The sequence below is a fragment of the Candidatus Amarolinea dominans genome (genome assembly GCA_016719785.1).
GTDB classification, from domain to species: Bacteria; Chloroflexota; Anaerolineae; order SSC4; family Amarolineaceae; genus Amarolinea; species Amarolinea dominans.
This window is the reverse complement of record JADJYJ010000008.1, coordinates 270,804-285,822: the sequence shown is the minus strand read 5'-3', so window position 1 is coordinate 285,822 and position 15,019 is coordinate 270,804. Positions and strand designations below refer to the sequence as shown.

Genomic DNA, 15,019 nt, shown 5'->3' with positions numbered 1-15,019 from the left:
CGGCGCCTCCTTCGGAAATTGTTACCTGCCCATCTTGAACATCGTGAACAGCCGCGTGGCCAGCATGATGTCACCATCGAGCTGCAGCTTGCCGCTCATGAACGCGCTCATGCCGTTCAGGCGACCGGCGATCATATCCACATAGTCCTGGCTGTCCATCGTCAGCGTCAACGTCGGGTTCTCCAGCAGGCCCTCATTGACGGTACACGCGCCATCCGCGATGTGAATGCCCCAATCGCTGGCGCCCTCGCCGGTCAGGTGATACTGAATGGTCGCCTCAACCCCCTCAGCGGCCTCCGGAATGAATGCCGTCGGCATCGAAGCCATCATGCCACGTAGTTTTTCTTCCATGGTTGTTTTTCCCTCGTTTTCGTATTTCGACTCACGTCGTGACCGCTCACTGGGAGCGGCTCGCTATCTTACTGAAGATTCTCGAAAATGCCGGCTGCGCCCATGCCGCCGCCGATGCACATCGTCACCATGCCATAGCGGCTGCCGCGGCGCTGCATCTCGTGGATGATCTGCACCGTCAGCTTGGCGCCGCTGCAGCCCAGGGGATGCCCCAGCGCAATCGCACCGCCGTTGACATTGACCTTGTTCTCGTCAATGCCCAGCTCCCGCACCACTGCCAGCGACTGCGCGGCAAAGGCTTCGTTCAGTTCGATGAGATCCATGTCCTCCAGGTTGAGTCCGGTCAACTTCAGCACCTTGGGAATGGCCGCGATGGGACCGATGCCCATCACCTCCGGCGGCACGCCGCCCACTGCAAAGCCCACAAAGCGCACCAGCGGCTTCAGGCCCAGGCGCTCCGCCTCCTCCCGTTCCATCACCAGCACCACCGCCGCGCCGTCGCTCGTCTGGCTGGAGTTGCCCGCCGTCACCGTCCCCTTGACATGGAAAACCGGCCTGAGCTTGGCCAACGCCTCCAACGTGCTGTCGCCGCGCGGCCCCTCATCCGTGTCGAAAACAAAGCTGCGTGTCAGGCGCTTGCACGTTCCCATCTCGACCTCGACGATCTCGACCGGCACCGGCGTGATTTCATCCCTGAACCTGCCGCCCTGAATCGCGGCCGTCGCCCGTTGATGCGAGCGCAGCGCGAACGCATCCTGATCCGCGCGCGTGATCTTGAACTGGCGCGCCACGTTTTCCGCGGTAATGCCCATGCTGGTGTAGGCCGCGGGATGATTGCTCGCCAGCCACGGGTTCGCCATGAACTTGTTGCTGCTCATCGGCACCATGCTCATGCTCTCCACGCCGCCGGCCAGAATGGCCTTGCCCATACCGGTCATGATCTGCTGACTGGCGAGGGCAATGGTCTGCAAACCCGACGAGCAGAAGCGGTTGACGGTCTGTCCGGCCACATCGTGCGGCAGTCCGGCCCGCATCGCCGCGATGCGCGCCACGTTCATGCCCTGCTCCGCTTCTGGCATCGCGCAGCCCAGGATCACATCCTCAATCTGCGACGCTTCGACGGCCGGCGCCTGTCTCAGCACGTCCTGGATCACCCGCGCGGCCAGGTCGTCCGGTCGTGTGGTGCGTAGCGACCCTTTGCCCGATTTTCCCACTGCCGTGCGCGCGGCCGCCACAATGACTGCTTCTTTCATCATCATCATCATTCTATTCCCCTCGTTCGGCCTAGTTGCGCAGCGGCTTGCCCGTCTGCAACATATGGAAAATGCGCTCCAGCGTCTTCGGTTCACCCAACAGGGACAAGAACGCTTCACGTTCCAGGTCCAGGAAGTATTTCTCATCCACCCACTGCGGCTGGCTGATGTCGCCGCCGCACAGGACATAGGCCAACTTGCGCCCCACATGCGCATCGTACGCGCTGATGAAACCGCCCTCCTGCATCAGGTGGATGCCGATCATCAGGTTAGCCAGCGCGTCGCGCCCTGCCGCATAGCAGTTGCGCACGGGATGGTCCGCCTTGTAACCGGCCGACGCCATCGCCAGCACTTCGCGCTTGGCTTCGGCCAGCAGATAATCCTTGTTCATCACCACCACATCGTCCGGGCTGAGGAAGCCAATGCTGCGCGCTTCTTCGGCGCTCGTGCTCACGCGCGCCTGCCCAATGGTCATGAACGCGTTCTGCAGCCAGGGGCCGGGGAACGGATTGTCCACCTTCATGTGTGGCGATATCAGTCGTCGCACGATCTCTTTGCAGCCGCCGCCGGCCGGGACCAGGCCCACACCCACTTCCACCAGGCCCATGTAGGTCTCGGCCGCGGCCACCACGCGGTCGCCGGCCATGGCGACTTCCGCGCCGCCGCCCAACGCCAGCCCAAAAGGCACCGTCACCACCGGCTTGTTGGCTCGGCGTATTCGTTGCAGCGTCTCTTGCAGCCGGCTGACGGCCAGCTCCAGTTGCCCCCACTGCTTCATCTGCGCGCCCATGCCGATCGCGGCCAGGTTGGCGCCCACACAGAACTGCTCGCCCTGGTTGCCGATCACCATGCCTTCATAGTCGGTGCGCAGGCGGTCCATGCCCAGCTCAATCATCTTGGTGACGTCGTCGTCCAGCGCATTCATCTTGGAGTGAAACTCCACCAGCAGCACCCCGTCGCCCATATCCAGCAGACTGGCGCTTGGGTTGCGCTCGATCAGGCGGTGATGCCGGCGCTCCTTCCACATCGCCAGCGAAACCAGGTTCTCGTCCAGGTCATCCGCCTCGAACTGGCGCCGCAGGGGCCGGTAGTGGAACAGATAGTCGCCTTCGCGTGAGTAGAAGTGGCGATGCCCGCGCGCCACCATCTGCTTGACCCACGGCGCCACCTTCAGCCCGTCCGCCTCCATGCGCTTGACGGTCTCTGGCACCCCCAGGGCGTCCCAAATCTCGAACGGCCCCAGTTCCCAGTTGAAACCCCAGCGCAGCGCCTGGTCCACCGCTTCTACCGTCTCGCTGATCTCCGGCACCTGGTTGGCCGCGTAGGCCAACGTGCGGCTGAGAACGAACCAGATGAGCTGGCCGGCGCGGTCGTCCGCCGCGGCCAGGGCGCGCAGGCGTTCCGCCAGCGGTTTCGAGCGCTGTTCGCCCACACTCTTCCAGCGCGGCTTCTGCGGCTGCAGGTACTCAAAGGTTGTCGGATCGAGGTGCCAGAACTCCTTCACGCCCCCCGCGCCCGTCACCTGCTTGTAGAAGCCCTGGTTGGTCTTGTTGCCCAGCCAGTTGCGGCTCAACATCCCCTCGAACAGCGTCACCAGGCGCGTCGAAGCCAGCACCTCTCGCTCCGGATCGTCCGGCAGCAGCCCGTATAAATTCTTGCTCACATAATAGGCCACATCAATGCCGGCCAGGTCCGCCAGGCGAAACGTCCCCATCTTCGGCCGGCCGATCAGTTCACCCGTCAGCGCGTCCACTTCTTCCACCGTGTAGCCGTTGGCCAGCCCGTAGTCAATGGTGTAGGACGCCGCGATCTGCCCGATGCGGTTGGCAATGAAGTTGGGCGTGTCTTTGCACACCACCACCCCTTTGCCCAGGGTGCGCGCGCAAAAGTGCGTGATGAACTCCACCGCGCCGGGCAGGGAATCGGGCGTCGGAATCACTTCGATCAGTTTCATGTAGCGCGGCGGATTGAAGAAGTGCGTGCCCATGAAGTGCTGGCGGAAGTCCAGGCTGCACCCTTCGGCAATGGCATGGATGGGCAAGCCAGAGGTGTTGCTGGTCACCAGGCTGCCGGCGCGATTGTCCTCGCCCGGCTTACGGCGCACGGCATCAATGCGCGCCATCAAGGCCCGCTTCATCTCCAGCTTTTCTACGATCACCTCGATGATCCAGTCGGCCGTGGAGACCGCGGCCTCGAAGTCATCTTCCAGGTTGCCCAACTTGATCAGGTTGGCGGTTTCAGACGAAAACAGGTTATCGGGTTTTGTTTTCACCAGGCGGTCGAAGCCGGCCTGCACAATCCGGTTACGTGCTTTGGGGTTGGTCATCTCCGCCGGCTTCAGGTCCGGCGGCACAATGTCCAACAGCGTGACAGGAATGCCCGCGTTCGCCAGGTGGCCGGCGATGGCGGCGCCCATGGTGCCGGCGCCAATGACGACCGCGCGGTTGATTTCATAAGACATGCGTCAATCTCTCCTCTGCGCGCCTGCGCTACTTCAGTTCGCGCCGCGTGTAGCCCAGGATGCGCCGCGCCACAATCAGCGTGTTGATCTGGCCCGTGCCTTCGAAGATGTCGTTGATCTTCGCGTCGCGCATCCACTTTTCCACCAGGAACTCGTGCGAATAGCCCAGCGGCCCCAACAGTTCCACCGCCTTCTGCGTCACCCGCGTCACCACCAGGCCGGCCTTGGCCTTGGCCATCGCCGCCTCCAGGCTGTTCGACTGCCCCTGATCCATGTACGCGGCTGAGCGCACCGTCAGCAGCCAACCGGCCTGAATGTCCATTTCCATTTCCAGCAGGTCGCGCTGCACACTGGTGAGCTTGTACTTCGGCACGCCATAGGGCATGCTGATGCCCTCTTTCTTCAGGGTGTCGCGGGTAAACTCGAACGCCGCGCGCGCAATGCCGATCGCACTGGCGGCCACCCAGGGCCGTGACGAATCGAAAGTCTTCATGGCGCCCTTGAAGCCCTTGTCCTGCCCGTTGCCGTTGCCCTCGCCTGCTTTGGGCGCGTCCAGCGCCCCCAGGATGTTGTCATACGGGATGCGGCAGTCTTCGAAGACCAGGCTGACGGTGTCGCTGGCGCGGATGCCCAACTTGCGCTCTTTCTTCGCCACCGTCATGCCGGGCGTCCCGGCTTCCACCACGAACGGCTTCATCGTCGCGCGCCCGGCCGTTCGCCCAGCCGTCGCCCATACCACCACCAGGCCGTTGCTCTCCTGGGTCGCCAGCGCGCCGCTCGTGCAATAGATCTTTTCGCCGTTGAGCACCCACTCGTGGGTGGCCTCGTCCAGCCGTGCTGTGGTCTGAATGTTCGAAGTGTCCGAGCCGGCGTGTGGCTCGGTCATGGCCATGGCGCCCCATTTGGGCGCGCCCTCGGTGAAACGGCGCAAGAAGCGTTCTTTCTGCTCCGGCGTGCCCACCGCGTTGATCGCCGCGCCGCCCAGCGCGCTCGACGGTGTACACAGGTAGATGCCGGCATCGCCCCAGGACAGCGCCTCGATCATGTGGATCATCCTGACGTTGTCGTTTGACGCCTTTTTGGGCTTGTCTTCGGCCTTTGGCTGGCTGTCGCCGTTCTTGGCCGGGCGCGGCAAATAGCTGCGCTCGATTTGCTGCATGAACGGCCAGATGAACTGGATGTATTCGATCGGTCGCTCATGCTCATGTTCATCGAAGTAGCGCGACAAGCGACGCATGACTTGCTCGGCCGCCATCTGAGCCAACTTCGTCTGTTGGGCCACCTCTACTGGAACTGAGAATTCAATTGGCATTGGAGTCCTCCGTATCGTACTTGACGTGGGGTGAATGACGACGCGTCGTCGTTCACCTGTCTCAGATCATGGCTAAACCGGTCAGCGTTCCGAAGCCGCGGCCATTGCGCAGCCACATTTCCACCGGATGTTCTTTGACGTAGCCGTGTCCACCCAGCACCTGGACCGCGCCGTCGGTGACATTCATCACCATCTGATCGGCCTGCATGCGCGCCAGGTAAGCCTCACGTGTCGCATCCCGCCCCTGGTCGAGTTTCCAGGCCGCTTCCCAGGTCATCAGCCGGGTGGCATCAATCTCAATCGCCATGTTAGCCAGGATGAAGGCGATGGCCTGGCGCGAGGCAATCGGTTCGCCGAAAGCTTCGCGCTCTTTGGCATACTCACGCGCATAGTCGTAAGCGGCGCGTGCCTGCCCCACGGCCAGGGCGGACATCGCCACGTTGGTGTGGTTGAGCAGGTTGCCGAACTGGCACCCCTGCTCACCGCCCAGGCGGTTACTGGCCGGCACCCGCACACCTCTGAGCGTGACCCGGTACAGGGAAAGCGCGCTGAAACCCATGGTTTTCTCGCGCGCGCCGATGGTCAGCCCGGCGATCGGTGCATCCACCAGGAAGGCCTGCGTCTTGCCATCTTGCGCGGCGTAGACCAGCAGCAGGTCGGCGCGGTCGGCCAGCGGTACGAAGGCCTTGACGCCATCGAGGACATAAACGTCGCCGTCACGCGTGGCCGTTGTTTGCAGTTCATTCGGATCGAATTGGATACGCGGCTCGATGAGCGCGGCCGTGGCAGGGTAGAAGGTCGCGTCACAGAAACGAGGTAGATAGGCTGCTTTCTGCTCATCGGTGCCGCACAGTAGCAGCGGCGTGGTCACCAGGCTTGGCGCCAGCAGATGCAGACTGGTGGCAATGTCCCCCCAACCCAACTCTTCGGCAAAGAGGGCGCCTGTCACCGCTGACAGCGCGCCAAAACCGCCATACTGGTCAGGAATGGCGCTTGGAATCAGTCCCAGGTCCCAGCCGGTGGCGATGACATCATCAGGGATGGCGCCACGATCAACGGCTTTACGGTAAACCGCGCGCATGTTGCGGCTGGCAAAACGCTGAACGGTTTCGGTCAACATGCGCTGTTCATCTGTCAAGTCAAACGAGTACATGCTCTACGCACCTTGTTATTTGATTTTTTTCAAGCAGATCAATGGCGATCGAAAGGGAAGCTCAAATGTATGATACACCCTTTAACGCATCGCGTCAAATCAAACCGTTTTGTCAGTAGTTCCAGATGTACCCGGAATCGAGGCTTCAGCCGGCCTGCCACAGGGTTCTCTCCAGATGTCTTCAGCGACCACATTCGGAATTCCTGCCTTTGCGTTGAAAATAGCGCAAAAATGCCTTGCATGTGCTACAATCGGTTGCATCATGGCTATTATGATTCTACCACCCGATGTGGTGGGCAAAATCGCTGCCGGCGAAGTGGTCGAACGTCCGGCCTCGACAGCCAAAGAGCTGATCGAAAACAGCCTGGACGCCGGCGCGACGGATATCCGCGTGGAGATCCGTGAGGGTGGGCGGCGCCTCCTGCGGGTGATTGATAACGGCTGCGGCATTCCCCACGCCGAGGTGGAGTTGGCGGTCGCACGCCACGCCACCAGCAAGCTGCGCACAGCCGACGACTTGCAGCACATCACGACGCTGGGGTTTCGTGGCGAAGCCCTCAACAGCATTGCCGCTGTTTCACAGATGACCATTCTCACCCGCAGCGCCAGCGAAGAGACGGGCGCCCAGGTGCGTCTGGAAGGCGGACAGATCGTGGCGCGTGAAAGCCACGGCGCGCCCCCCGGTACGGTCATCACGGTGGAAAACCTTTTCTTCAACATGCCGGCCCGCCTCGCCTTTCTCCGTCAACCCCAAACCGAGGGTGGGCACATTGCGGAGATGATCGCCCGCTATGCCCAGGCCTTCCCCGAACGGCGCTTTAGCCTGCTGGCCGATGGCCGCCTGGTCTTTCAGTCAACCGGCAGCGGCGCCCTGACCGATGTCCTGGTCAAGGTTCACGGGCTGGATGTGGCGCGCGAGATGATCCCCGTCGGCGTTTTCGGAGAAAATCGCCCCCCCGTCGGCGTTTTCGGAGAAAATCGCCCCCCCGCCAGCCTGACGCCCACGGTTTGGGGCTACATCGGCCTGCCGTCGCAACACCGGGCCAACCGCAACCACATCACTTTTTTCCTCAACCGTCGTTGGATTCAGGACCGCACGCTCACTTACGCCGTGCTGGAGGCGTACCATACCTTTCTGCCGGTGGGCCGCTATCCCCTGGCCACGCTGCTGATCGAACTGGAACCGAGCCTGGTAGATGTCAATGTGCATCCGACGAAGGCCGAAGTGCGCTTTCGCGACCCGCGCGCGGTTTACCGGGCCGTGCAAAAAGCGGTGCATCAGGCTCTCATCGAACAGGCGCCGCTGCCCAGCGTCACCCTGCCCGCGCCGACCCCAGGCTGGGGCCAACCCGACGGCTGGGAGGAGCGCCGCCAGGCCTTGCTCAACGCCGGGCAGGCGCCTCAACAGCCTGAACTAGGCTTGCCGCGGTCCGCCCTTGCGCCGGCTCCGCTGCCGACGCCTGACGAGCAGGGGGTAGCGCCGTGGCCTGCCGAGCCGCCGACCGCCTCCGACCTACCGATGCTGCGGGTTATCGGCCAGGCCGGCGCGACCTACATCATCGCCGAGGGGCCTGATGGCCTCTATTTGATTGACCAACACGCCGCGCACGAACGCATCCTGTATGAAAAGATGACGGCAGAGATGCAACGCCATGCGGTGCCCAGCCAAGCCCTGTTGGAACCGATCACGTTCACACCGCTGGGTCACCATGCCGGCCTGCTGGCCGAATATGCGGCCGTGCTCAACGACCTGGGTTTTATTCTGGAGCCTTTTGGCGGTCACACCTATCTGGTGCGCAGCGTGCCGGCCATCATGCACCGCGCTGACCCTCATCAAGCCACGCAGGAGGTGCTGGAGGGCCTGGCACAGGAAGAAGACCTGGTCAATGACGCGCGCGAGGCGCGACTGGTGCGCATCATCTGTAAGCGGGCCGCGATCAAAGGGGGCCAAACGCTGTCCTTGATCGAAATGCGCGAGCTGATCCGCCAACTGGAGGCTTGTCAAAGCCCGCGCACCTGCCCGCACGGCCGCCCAACCATGATTGCGCTCAGCGCCGTGCAACTGGAAAAGTTCTTCGCCCGGCGTTGAATCCTGAACTTGCTATCTATTATGTGTGTGTTATACTGCAAGCGGGAATAGACTTCACTTTTCCGCTTAAGGAAACAAGCGCAATTCGTGCTCGCTTGCAGTACATAATCTTGTGCTGATTTTCCAACCATGAAACCCCAAAAGGAGTAAACAAAACTTGTCAGAACCATATCAAGTCGCTGTGGAAGCGATGGAGAACCGCCAGGCGCGAGTGACCATTACGATCCCCGAGGCGCTGGCCGACCCCGTTCTGCGCAAAACGGCCAGGCGCGTGGCGGGCGAGATTCGGATTGCCGGTTTCCGACCGGGCAAGGCCCCCTACGAGGTCATTGTGCGCCGCGTCGGCCGCGAGGCCCTGGTGCAAGAGTCTCTCGATGCGCTCTTCGATCTGGCCTACACAGACGCCATCGCGCAAAGCGAACTAGCGCCCAGTGGTCGGCCCAGTCTCTCCGACTACACCGCCGAGCCGATCTCGCTGACGCTGGTGGTGCCGCTGCAGCCGGTCGCTGACCTGGGCGACTACCGCTCGAATCTGCGCATCCCCATGCCGCAGGTCATAATAGCAGATGAAGATGTGGATAAACTGGTGGATGAGATGCGCGACCAGCGCAGCGCTTGGTCACCGGTTGACCGCCCGGCTCAGTTCGGTGACATGGTAACGGTGGACATCAGCGGTATGGCCGGCGAGGACCAGGTGATCCAGCGCGAAGGCTGGGACATAGAACTGAGTGACACCGATGATGGCCTGGTGCCTGGCCTGAATGCTGCGTTCGTCGGCATGGCGATCGGCGAGACCAAATCCTTCGTGTTGACCTACCCTGACAGTTCAACGTCGCAGTGGGCAGGGCACGCGGTAGAGTTCAACACCACGATGCAGGGGGTCAAGGCCAAGGTCGCGCCCACCGATGAGGAATTGGCCCAGGAAGCGGGCGACTTCCCTGATTATGCCGCACTGCGCGCCCATCTGCGCGGCAACCTGGAAGAGGAACGCCGTGGCCAGGCTGAGACAGACTACCGTCATGCCGTGCTGGAAGCCGTCGTCGCGAACGCGGTAACGCTCGACTTCCCGCTGCAGTTGGTCGAAGATGAGCAGGCGCGGATGCTCGAAGAGTACAAAGACGAATACCGCAACTTGGGCCTGGACTTCGAAAGCTATTTGCGCTATACCCAGCAGACGGCGGAGCAAGTGAGCGAGGGGCTGCGCCCTATGGCGGAGGGCCGCGTCAAACAAAAACTAGCTCTGGCCGCCACCGTGCGCGCCGAGAATGTACACCTGCATGCGGAGGATTTGGAGTCTGAGATCGAGTCCGTGGCACGCACCATGAAGGACGATCAGGCTGAAAGTTATCGCACGCTGATGCATTCAGAGGGTGGGCAGATGTACCTGCTGGAACAGTTGATCAACCGGCGTTCGCTGGATCGCCTGGTGGCCATTGCCCAGGGCAACCCGCTGCCGCCCGATGTGCATGACCAGGACGAGGGTCACGACGAGGGTCACGACGAGGGCCAGGACGAGGGCCATGACGAGGGTCATGACGAGGGTCACGACGAGGGTCATGACGAGGGTCACGACGAGGGTCATGACGAGGGTCATGGCGAGGGTCATGGCGATGAAGAAGATCACAAAGACCACGAAGAATAGAAGAAAGAAAAAAACCAGATGCTACCGCAATCCTTAATTCCGATGGTCATCGAACAATCGGGGCGCGGCGAACGTGCCTATGACATCTACTCCCTGCTGCTCAAGGAACGCATCATCTTCCTGGGCACCCCGGTCAACGACCAGGTGGCAAACCTGATCGTGGCGCAGTTGCTCTTCCTCAACCGGGAAGACCCGGAACGTGACATTCAATTGTATATCAACTCGCCGGGCGGACACATCTACCCCGGCCTGGCGATCTACGATACCATCCAGATGATCCAGGCGCCGGTTTCGACGGTGGCGGTGGGTTGGACGGCCAGCATGGCCACGGTGCTGCTGGCGGCAGGGCGCAAAGGCAAGCGTATGACGCTGCCCCATGCCACGATCCACATGCACCCGGCCGGCGGTGGCGCCCAGGGGTACGCGCCCGATGTGGAAATTCAGTTGAACGAGCTGATGCGTATGCAGCGCATGTTGCATGCCATCCTTGCCAACCACACCGGCCAACCGCCCGAGCGCATCGCGGCCGATTTCAACCGCGATCACTACTTCAGCGCGCAAGAGGCCGTGGCTTACGGCCTGGTGGATGCCGTGTTAGGCGAACCCCCGGCCGTGGTGCAGGCGGCAGTGGAGCTAAGCCAGAATGGTCAGTAAACCGGACAGCGTGTCCGTTTGCTCTTTTTGCGGTCGCAAGGCGAGCGAGGCGGCCCGGTTGATCGCCGGGCCTGAAGGCGTTTTCATTTGCGATGAGTGTGTGCGCCTGTGTCAGGAGATCCTGAACGAGGAGAACCTGAAGGCTGCGCCCACGGCGCCGCCACTTTTCGACCATATCATGTCGCCCAAAGAAATCGTGGCGCGTCTGGATGAATATGTGATCGGCCAGGACCGCGCCAAGAAGGTGCTGTCGGTGGCGGTTTACAATCACTACAAGCGCATCGCCAACGGCGGCGACACCAATGAGGTGGAACTGCAAAAGAGCAATATCCTGCTGATCGGGCCGACCGGCTCAGGCAAGACGCTGTTGGCGCAGACGCTGGCCCGTATCCTCGACGTGCCCTTCACGATTGCCGATGCCACCAGCCTGACCGAGGCGGGGTATGTGGGCGAAGACGTGGAAACCATTCTGTCCAGCCTGCTGCAGTCTGCCGAGTGGAACGTGGAGCGGGCACGCCTGGGCATCATCTACATTGACGAGATTGACAAGATCGCGCGCAAGTCGGGCGATAACCCGTCCATCACGCGTGATGTCTCCGGCGAAGGTGTGCAGCAGGCCCTGCTCAAGATCATCGAAGGCACTACGGCCAATGTGCCGCCGCACGGCGGGCGCAAGCATCCCAATCAGGAGTTCGTGCAGCTTGACACGCGCAACATCCTCTTCATCTGTGGCGGCGCCTTCACCGAGCTGGAGAAAGTCGTCGGGCAGCGCATCGGGATCAAGGGACAGTTAGGCTTCAGCCAGGGACACGGGGATTCCGCACTGCAGCGTGAAAAGGCACGCGCGATACTCCTGCGTCAGACCATCCCCGATGACCTGATGCGCTTCGGTTTGATCCCGGAATTCGTAGGGCGCCTGCCCGTCACCGTCAGCCTGGAACCGTTGGACGAGAAGGCTTTGATTGCCGTACTCACCCAACCCAAGAATGCGTTGGTCAAGCAGTTTCAGCGCCTTTTTGCGCTCGACAATGTGGAACTGGTCTTCACAACCGATGCACTGCAGACCGCCGCCAGCGCCGCGCTGAAGCACAAAACCGGTGCGCGTGGCCTGCGCAGCATCATCGAAGAGACGTTGCTCGACGTGATGTACGAAGTCCCATCACGCCCCGAGGCGGCGAAGTGCATCGTCAACGCCGACACCATCAGCCGGCGCACGCGGCCCCTCTTGCTGAACCAAACCGGCCAGGCCATCCGCTGGGGGTCAGATGCCGATCCCGATCATCTCGAATCAGCCGCCTGACAAGGCACGCACAACGCAAACTACTCCGCAAGGCCAAACGGAACGCATAGAACACAAAGGAACGGCAGATTAGCGGCGCCTTTGTGTTCTATGCGTTCTTTACGGCAAAAAATCGTCCGATTTGGAATGACGATCACCCAGCACCTAGGCGGGCAGCCAAAAAGTGAAGGTGCTTCCATGCCCAACGCTGCTCTCCAGGGTCAGCCGGCCACCATGAATCTGCGCAATCTCCTGGCAAATGGCTAATCCCAGGCCGGTGCCCGGGCGTTGACTGGCCCGGCCAGCCGCCCCACGGAAAAAGCGACCGAAGACCGCTGCCTGTTCCTCGGCGCTGATGCCAGGCCCATTATCGCGCACGCTGAGCGTCACCCAGGGCTTGTCATCGTTCACCTGGCGCCTGGTGATGATCTGGATCAGGCCCCCCGGCGGCGTGTAATAGATGGCATTGGTCAGCAGGTTGCTCAGAACCTGGATCAGCCGATGTGCATCGGCGTTGACCGTGGGCAAATCGGGCTGTAGACCGGTTTCCCAGCGATGACCGCGCTCGGCGATCAAGCCGGCGCGATGATTGACCCAGGACTGCACCAGTTCGTTCAAGTCCACGGTGGCCAGATTGGCCGGCGCTTTCTTCATGTCCAGGCGTGAAAGATCGAGCAGATCTTCGATCAGGGTTTGCAGTAATGCGGATTCTTTGTGCAGCGTTGCCAGGTATTGCGGCTGTTTCTCTGCCCGTCCTGTCTCCAACAGGCGCAGATAGAGCTTGATGTTGGCCAGCGGGGTACGGAGTTCGTGGGAGATATTGGACACGAACTCATTCTTCATGTGATCCAGTTCCTGCAGCTTGATATTGGCGGCGCGCAGCGCGGCGGTGCGCTCGCTGACGCGTTGTTCAAGCTCGCTGGCATAGTGCTGGGTGGTGTCCAGTAGTCGGGCATTTTCGACGACGACGGCCGCCTGGCTGGCGAAGATCGTCAGCGTTTGCACGTCGAAGTCGGTGAACCCGGCCTGGTCGGCGCTGCGCATCACGTTGATGACGCCGGTCGCTTGACCCTGCCACAGCAGCGGAGCGCCCATGGCCGCGCGAAACGAGTGCTCACTGGCATAGGCGGCCGCACGGTGCTCCCAGGCCGGATAATCGTTGACGATCAGCGGTTTTGCCGTGGCCGCCACCGTGCCGGCCACTCCTTCGCCAAATGGCAACACCAGGCCGGTGAAGTCCTGTTCGGTCTGATAGCTGACCAGGCATTGCAGTTGGCGACTGCCGGGCTGGCACAAGTAGAGATCGCCGCTGCTGGCATCCAGCAGGTTGGTGGCCTGTTCCACCAGTAATTTCAGCAGCGAAGAAAGATCGGTGGTGCGGGTCATGGCAAACAGGGTGGTGTAGAGACTTGCCAGGCGGCGGCGCTCGCTGATGTCATGGATCACCAGGACGCTGCCCCGGGTTTGCTGGCGCGTGTTGAGCAGCGGGGTCAGCCGCACCTCGTGGGTGAAAGTCGGGATGACCGGCAATGATGCCGAATCAGGCGCGACTACGTCCGGTCGGGCCGGCACACTGGCCTGCTGGTACTGCTGCAAGAGGTCCGGCCGGGCCGCCAGCACCTCTGTCACTGCACGGCCAACGATGGCAGCCGGTGTGACGCTGAGAAGGCGCCGAGCCGTGGGGTTGGCGTCTACCACGCGGTCGAGAGGATCGAGCACGATGATGCCGTCGGCGAGGTTTTCGATCACCATATCACGCGCCACGGGCACCAGGTCGAGGAAGCGAAAACGAAAGAGCGCCGCCATATTGAGGATGCCGGTCAGCGCAAGCCCAAACGTGGTCAGATCGAGGTGCGGAAGGGGCTGCACGCCGGTCAAGTAGAGAAAGCTGCCGATCCAGGGCGGGAAGGCAGAGAGCAGCACGACCGCGGCCTGCCAGCGGTGATCGCCGGACGCCCGGATGAAACGCCAGCCGAGCAACAGTGCGCCTGCAAGCAGCAACAGATAGGTGTACGCAATGAGGGCATAGAACAGCGGGCCATACTCGATGTCCAGCATGGGATAGGGTGTGTTGGTGTCAAGCTGCACCTGGATGTAGAAAAGCCTGTGCCAGTCGTTGGTCGCGATAGCCAGGAGCGATAGAATCGCGGCCAGGACCAGCGCGGCTGCAAACAGGTTGGGTACGCGGCGGTTGAAGCCAGCCTGGCGCAGCGTGAACAGCAGCCAGGCGCCCGGCACCAGGACGATGCCCAGGTATTCGAGCCTGGCCGCCCACAGCTTTTGCTCCATGCCTGGCAACAGCCATTCCAGGGCGTAGAGAATGGTCCACCAGGTGACCGCAAACATCAGGATGGCGAATGGCCGTGACCCGGGAGCCAGCGGTCGGCGCCAGGCCACCACGCCCACGAAAAGCGACAGGGCCGACGATAGGATGAGTAGTAAGATGACAGACCCAAGGTTCATGGCTTCTTCTCAACTGCGAGGGCATGGTACGCTCTATGACAAAACTCTTCAGAGAGGCAAGCACAAACGAGTCATCATAAGTATACACCCATTCCAGATAGCTGGCAATGCAATGATGACAGCAATTCCAAAAATGTAGCACACATTCAACCACAAAGAGCACAGAAAACACAAAGAAACGGCAGATCAGATGCAAATTGGCAGCTTCTTTGCGTTCTTTGTGATCTCTGTGGTCAAAAACTCGGCCACATTTTGGAATTGCTGCAATGATGACGCAGGGGGTCATGCCAAAGGTGTTGGTTCTCACGCGGGATTCTGACCTTTGGATTTGGAATTTTGCCGGAAAATCAGTTACAATGACT

10 protein-coding genes are annotated in these 15,019 nt (G+C 61.5%); 4 read left to right on the top strand and 6 right to left on the bottom strand.

Annotated features, from left to right (window positions below; genetic code table 11):
• Nucleotides 1-21: 21 nt before the first annotated feature.
• From IPM84_12410 to IPM84_12390, 5 genes are all read right to left on the bottom strand, one after another.
• Nucleotides 22-351, bottom strand: coding sequence for an SCP2 sterol-binding domain-containing protein (locus tag IPM84_12410; GenBank protein ID MBK9093550.1), 330 nt, complete (start codon nucleotides 349-351; stop codon nucleotides 22-24).
• Nucleotides 352-419: 68 nt separating this feature from the next.
• Complete coding sequence (locus tag IPM84_12405) at nucleotides 420-1,604, bottom strand: acetyl-CoA C-acyltransferase (protein ID MBK9093549.1); 1,185 nt, start codon at nucleotides 1,602-1,604, stop codon at nucleotides 420-422.
• Nucleotides 1,605-1,635: 31 nt separating this feature from the next.
• Nucleotides 1,636-4,065 (bottom strand): enoyl-CoA hydratase/isomerase family protein, encoded by a 2,430-nt coding sequence (locus IPM84_12400; GenBank protein ID MBK9093548.1) that lies wholly within the window; start codon nucleotides 4,063-4,065, stop codon nucleotides 1,636-1,638.
• A gap of 28 nt (nucleotides 4,066-4,093) precedes the next feature.
• Complete coding sequence (locus IPM84_12395) at nucleotides 4,094-5,377, bottom strand: acyl-CoA dehydrogenase family protein (GenBank protein ID MBK9093547.1); 1,284 nt, start codon at nucleotides 5,375-5,377, stop codon at nucleotides 4,094-4,096.
• 61 nt (nucleotides 5,378-5,438) lie between these two features.
• Nucleotides 5,439-6,530: an acyl-CoA dehydrogenase family protein gene (locus IPM84_12390; GenBank protein ID MBK9093546.1), complete on the bottom strand. Its 1,092-nt coding sequence runs from the start codon at nucleotides 6,528-6,530 to the stop codon at nucleotides 5,439-5,441.
• A 262-nt stretch (nucleotides 6,531-6,792) separates the two neighbouring features.
• On the opposite strand from IPM84_12390, the gene mutL reads away from it, so the two are divergent.
• From mutL to clpX, 4 genes are all read left to right on the top strand, one after another.
• Entirely contained in the window at nucleotides 6,793-8,619 is a 1,827-nt protein-coding gene (mutL, locus tag IPM84_12385; protein MBK9093545.1) for a DNA mismatch repair endonuclease MutL, read from the top strand.
• A gap of 157 nt (nucleotides 8,620-8,776) precedes the next feature.
• A complete protein-coding gene (tig, locus tag IPM84_12380) occupies nucleotides 8,777-10,261 on the top strand; it encodes a trigger factor (protein MBK9093544.1) in 1,485 nt (494 codons plus the stop codon).
• Nucleotides 10,262-10,279: 18 nt separating this feature from the next.
• Complete coding sequence (locus IPM84_12375) at nucleotides 10,280-10,915, top strand: ATP-dependent Clp protease proteolytic subunit (GenBank protein MBK9093543.1); 636 nt, start codon at nucleotides 10,280-10,282, stop codon at nucleotides 10,913-10,915.
• Nucleotides 10,905-12,215, top strand: coding sequence for an ATP-dependent Clp protease ATP-binding subunit ClpX (clpX, locus tag IPM84_12370; GenBank protein MBK9093542.1), 1,311 nt, complete (start codon nucleotides 10,905-10,907; stop codon nucleotides 12,213-12,215). Before IPM84_12375 ends, clpX begins: the two co-directional genes overlap by 11 nt.
• A gap of 144 nt (nucleotides 12,216-12,359) precedes the next feature.
• Here the strand turns inward: clpX and IPM84_12365 are convergent, their stop codons facing one another.
• Nucleotides 12,360-14,657 carry a GAF domain-containing protein gene (locus IPM84_12365; protein ID MBK9093541.1) on the bottom strand — a complete coding sequence of 766 codons (2,298 nt, stop codon included), beginning with the start codon at nucleotides 14,655-14,657 and terminating at the stop codon, nucleotides 12,360-12,362.
• Nucleotides 14,658-15,019 lie beyond the last annotated feature (362 nt).

Bases quoted from the DNA above. Each gene is read 5' to 3' on its own strand.
- IPM84_12410 (MBK9093550.1), bottom strand. From the start codon at position 351: ATGGAAGAAAAACTACGTGGCATGATGGCTTCGATGCCGACGGCATTC.
- IPM84_12405 (MBK9093549.1), bottom strand. From the start codon at position 1,604: ATGAAAGAAGCAGTCATTGTGGCGGCCGCGCGCACGGCAGTGGGAAAA.
- IPM84_12400 (MBK9093548.1), bottom strand. From the start codon at position 4,065: ATGTCTTATGAAATCAACCGCGCGGTCGTCATTGGCGCCGGCACCATG.
- IPM84_12395 (MBK9093547.1), bottom strand. From the start codon at position 5,377: ATGCCAATTGAATTCTCAGTTCCAGTAGAGGTGGCCCAACAGACGAAG.
- IPM84_12390 (MBK9093546.1), bottom strand. From the start codon at position 6,530: ATGTACTCGTTTGACTTGACAGATGAACAGCGCATGTTGACCGAAACC.
- mutL (MBK9093545.1), top strand. From the start codon at position 6,793: ATGGCTATTATGATTCTACCACCCGATGTGGTGGGCAAAATCGCTGCC.
- IPM84_12375 (MBK9093543.1), top strand. From the start codon at position 10,280: ATGCTACCGCAATCCTTAATTCCGATGGTCATCGAACAATCGGGGCGC.
- clpX (MBK9093542.1), top strand. From the start codon at position 10,905: ATGGTCAGTAAACCGGACAGCGTGTCCGTTTGCTCTTTTTGCGGTCGC.
- IPM84_12365 (MBK9093541.1), bottom strand. From the start codon at position 14,657: ATGAACCTTGGGTCTGTCATCTTACTACTCATCCTATCGTCGGCCCTG.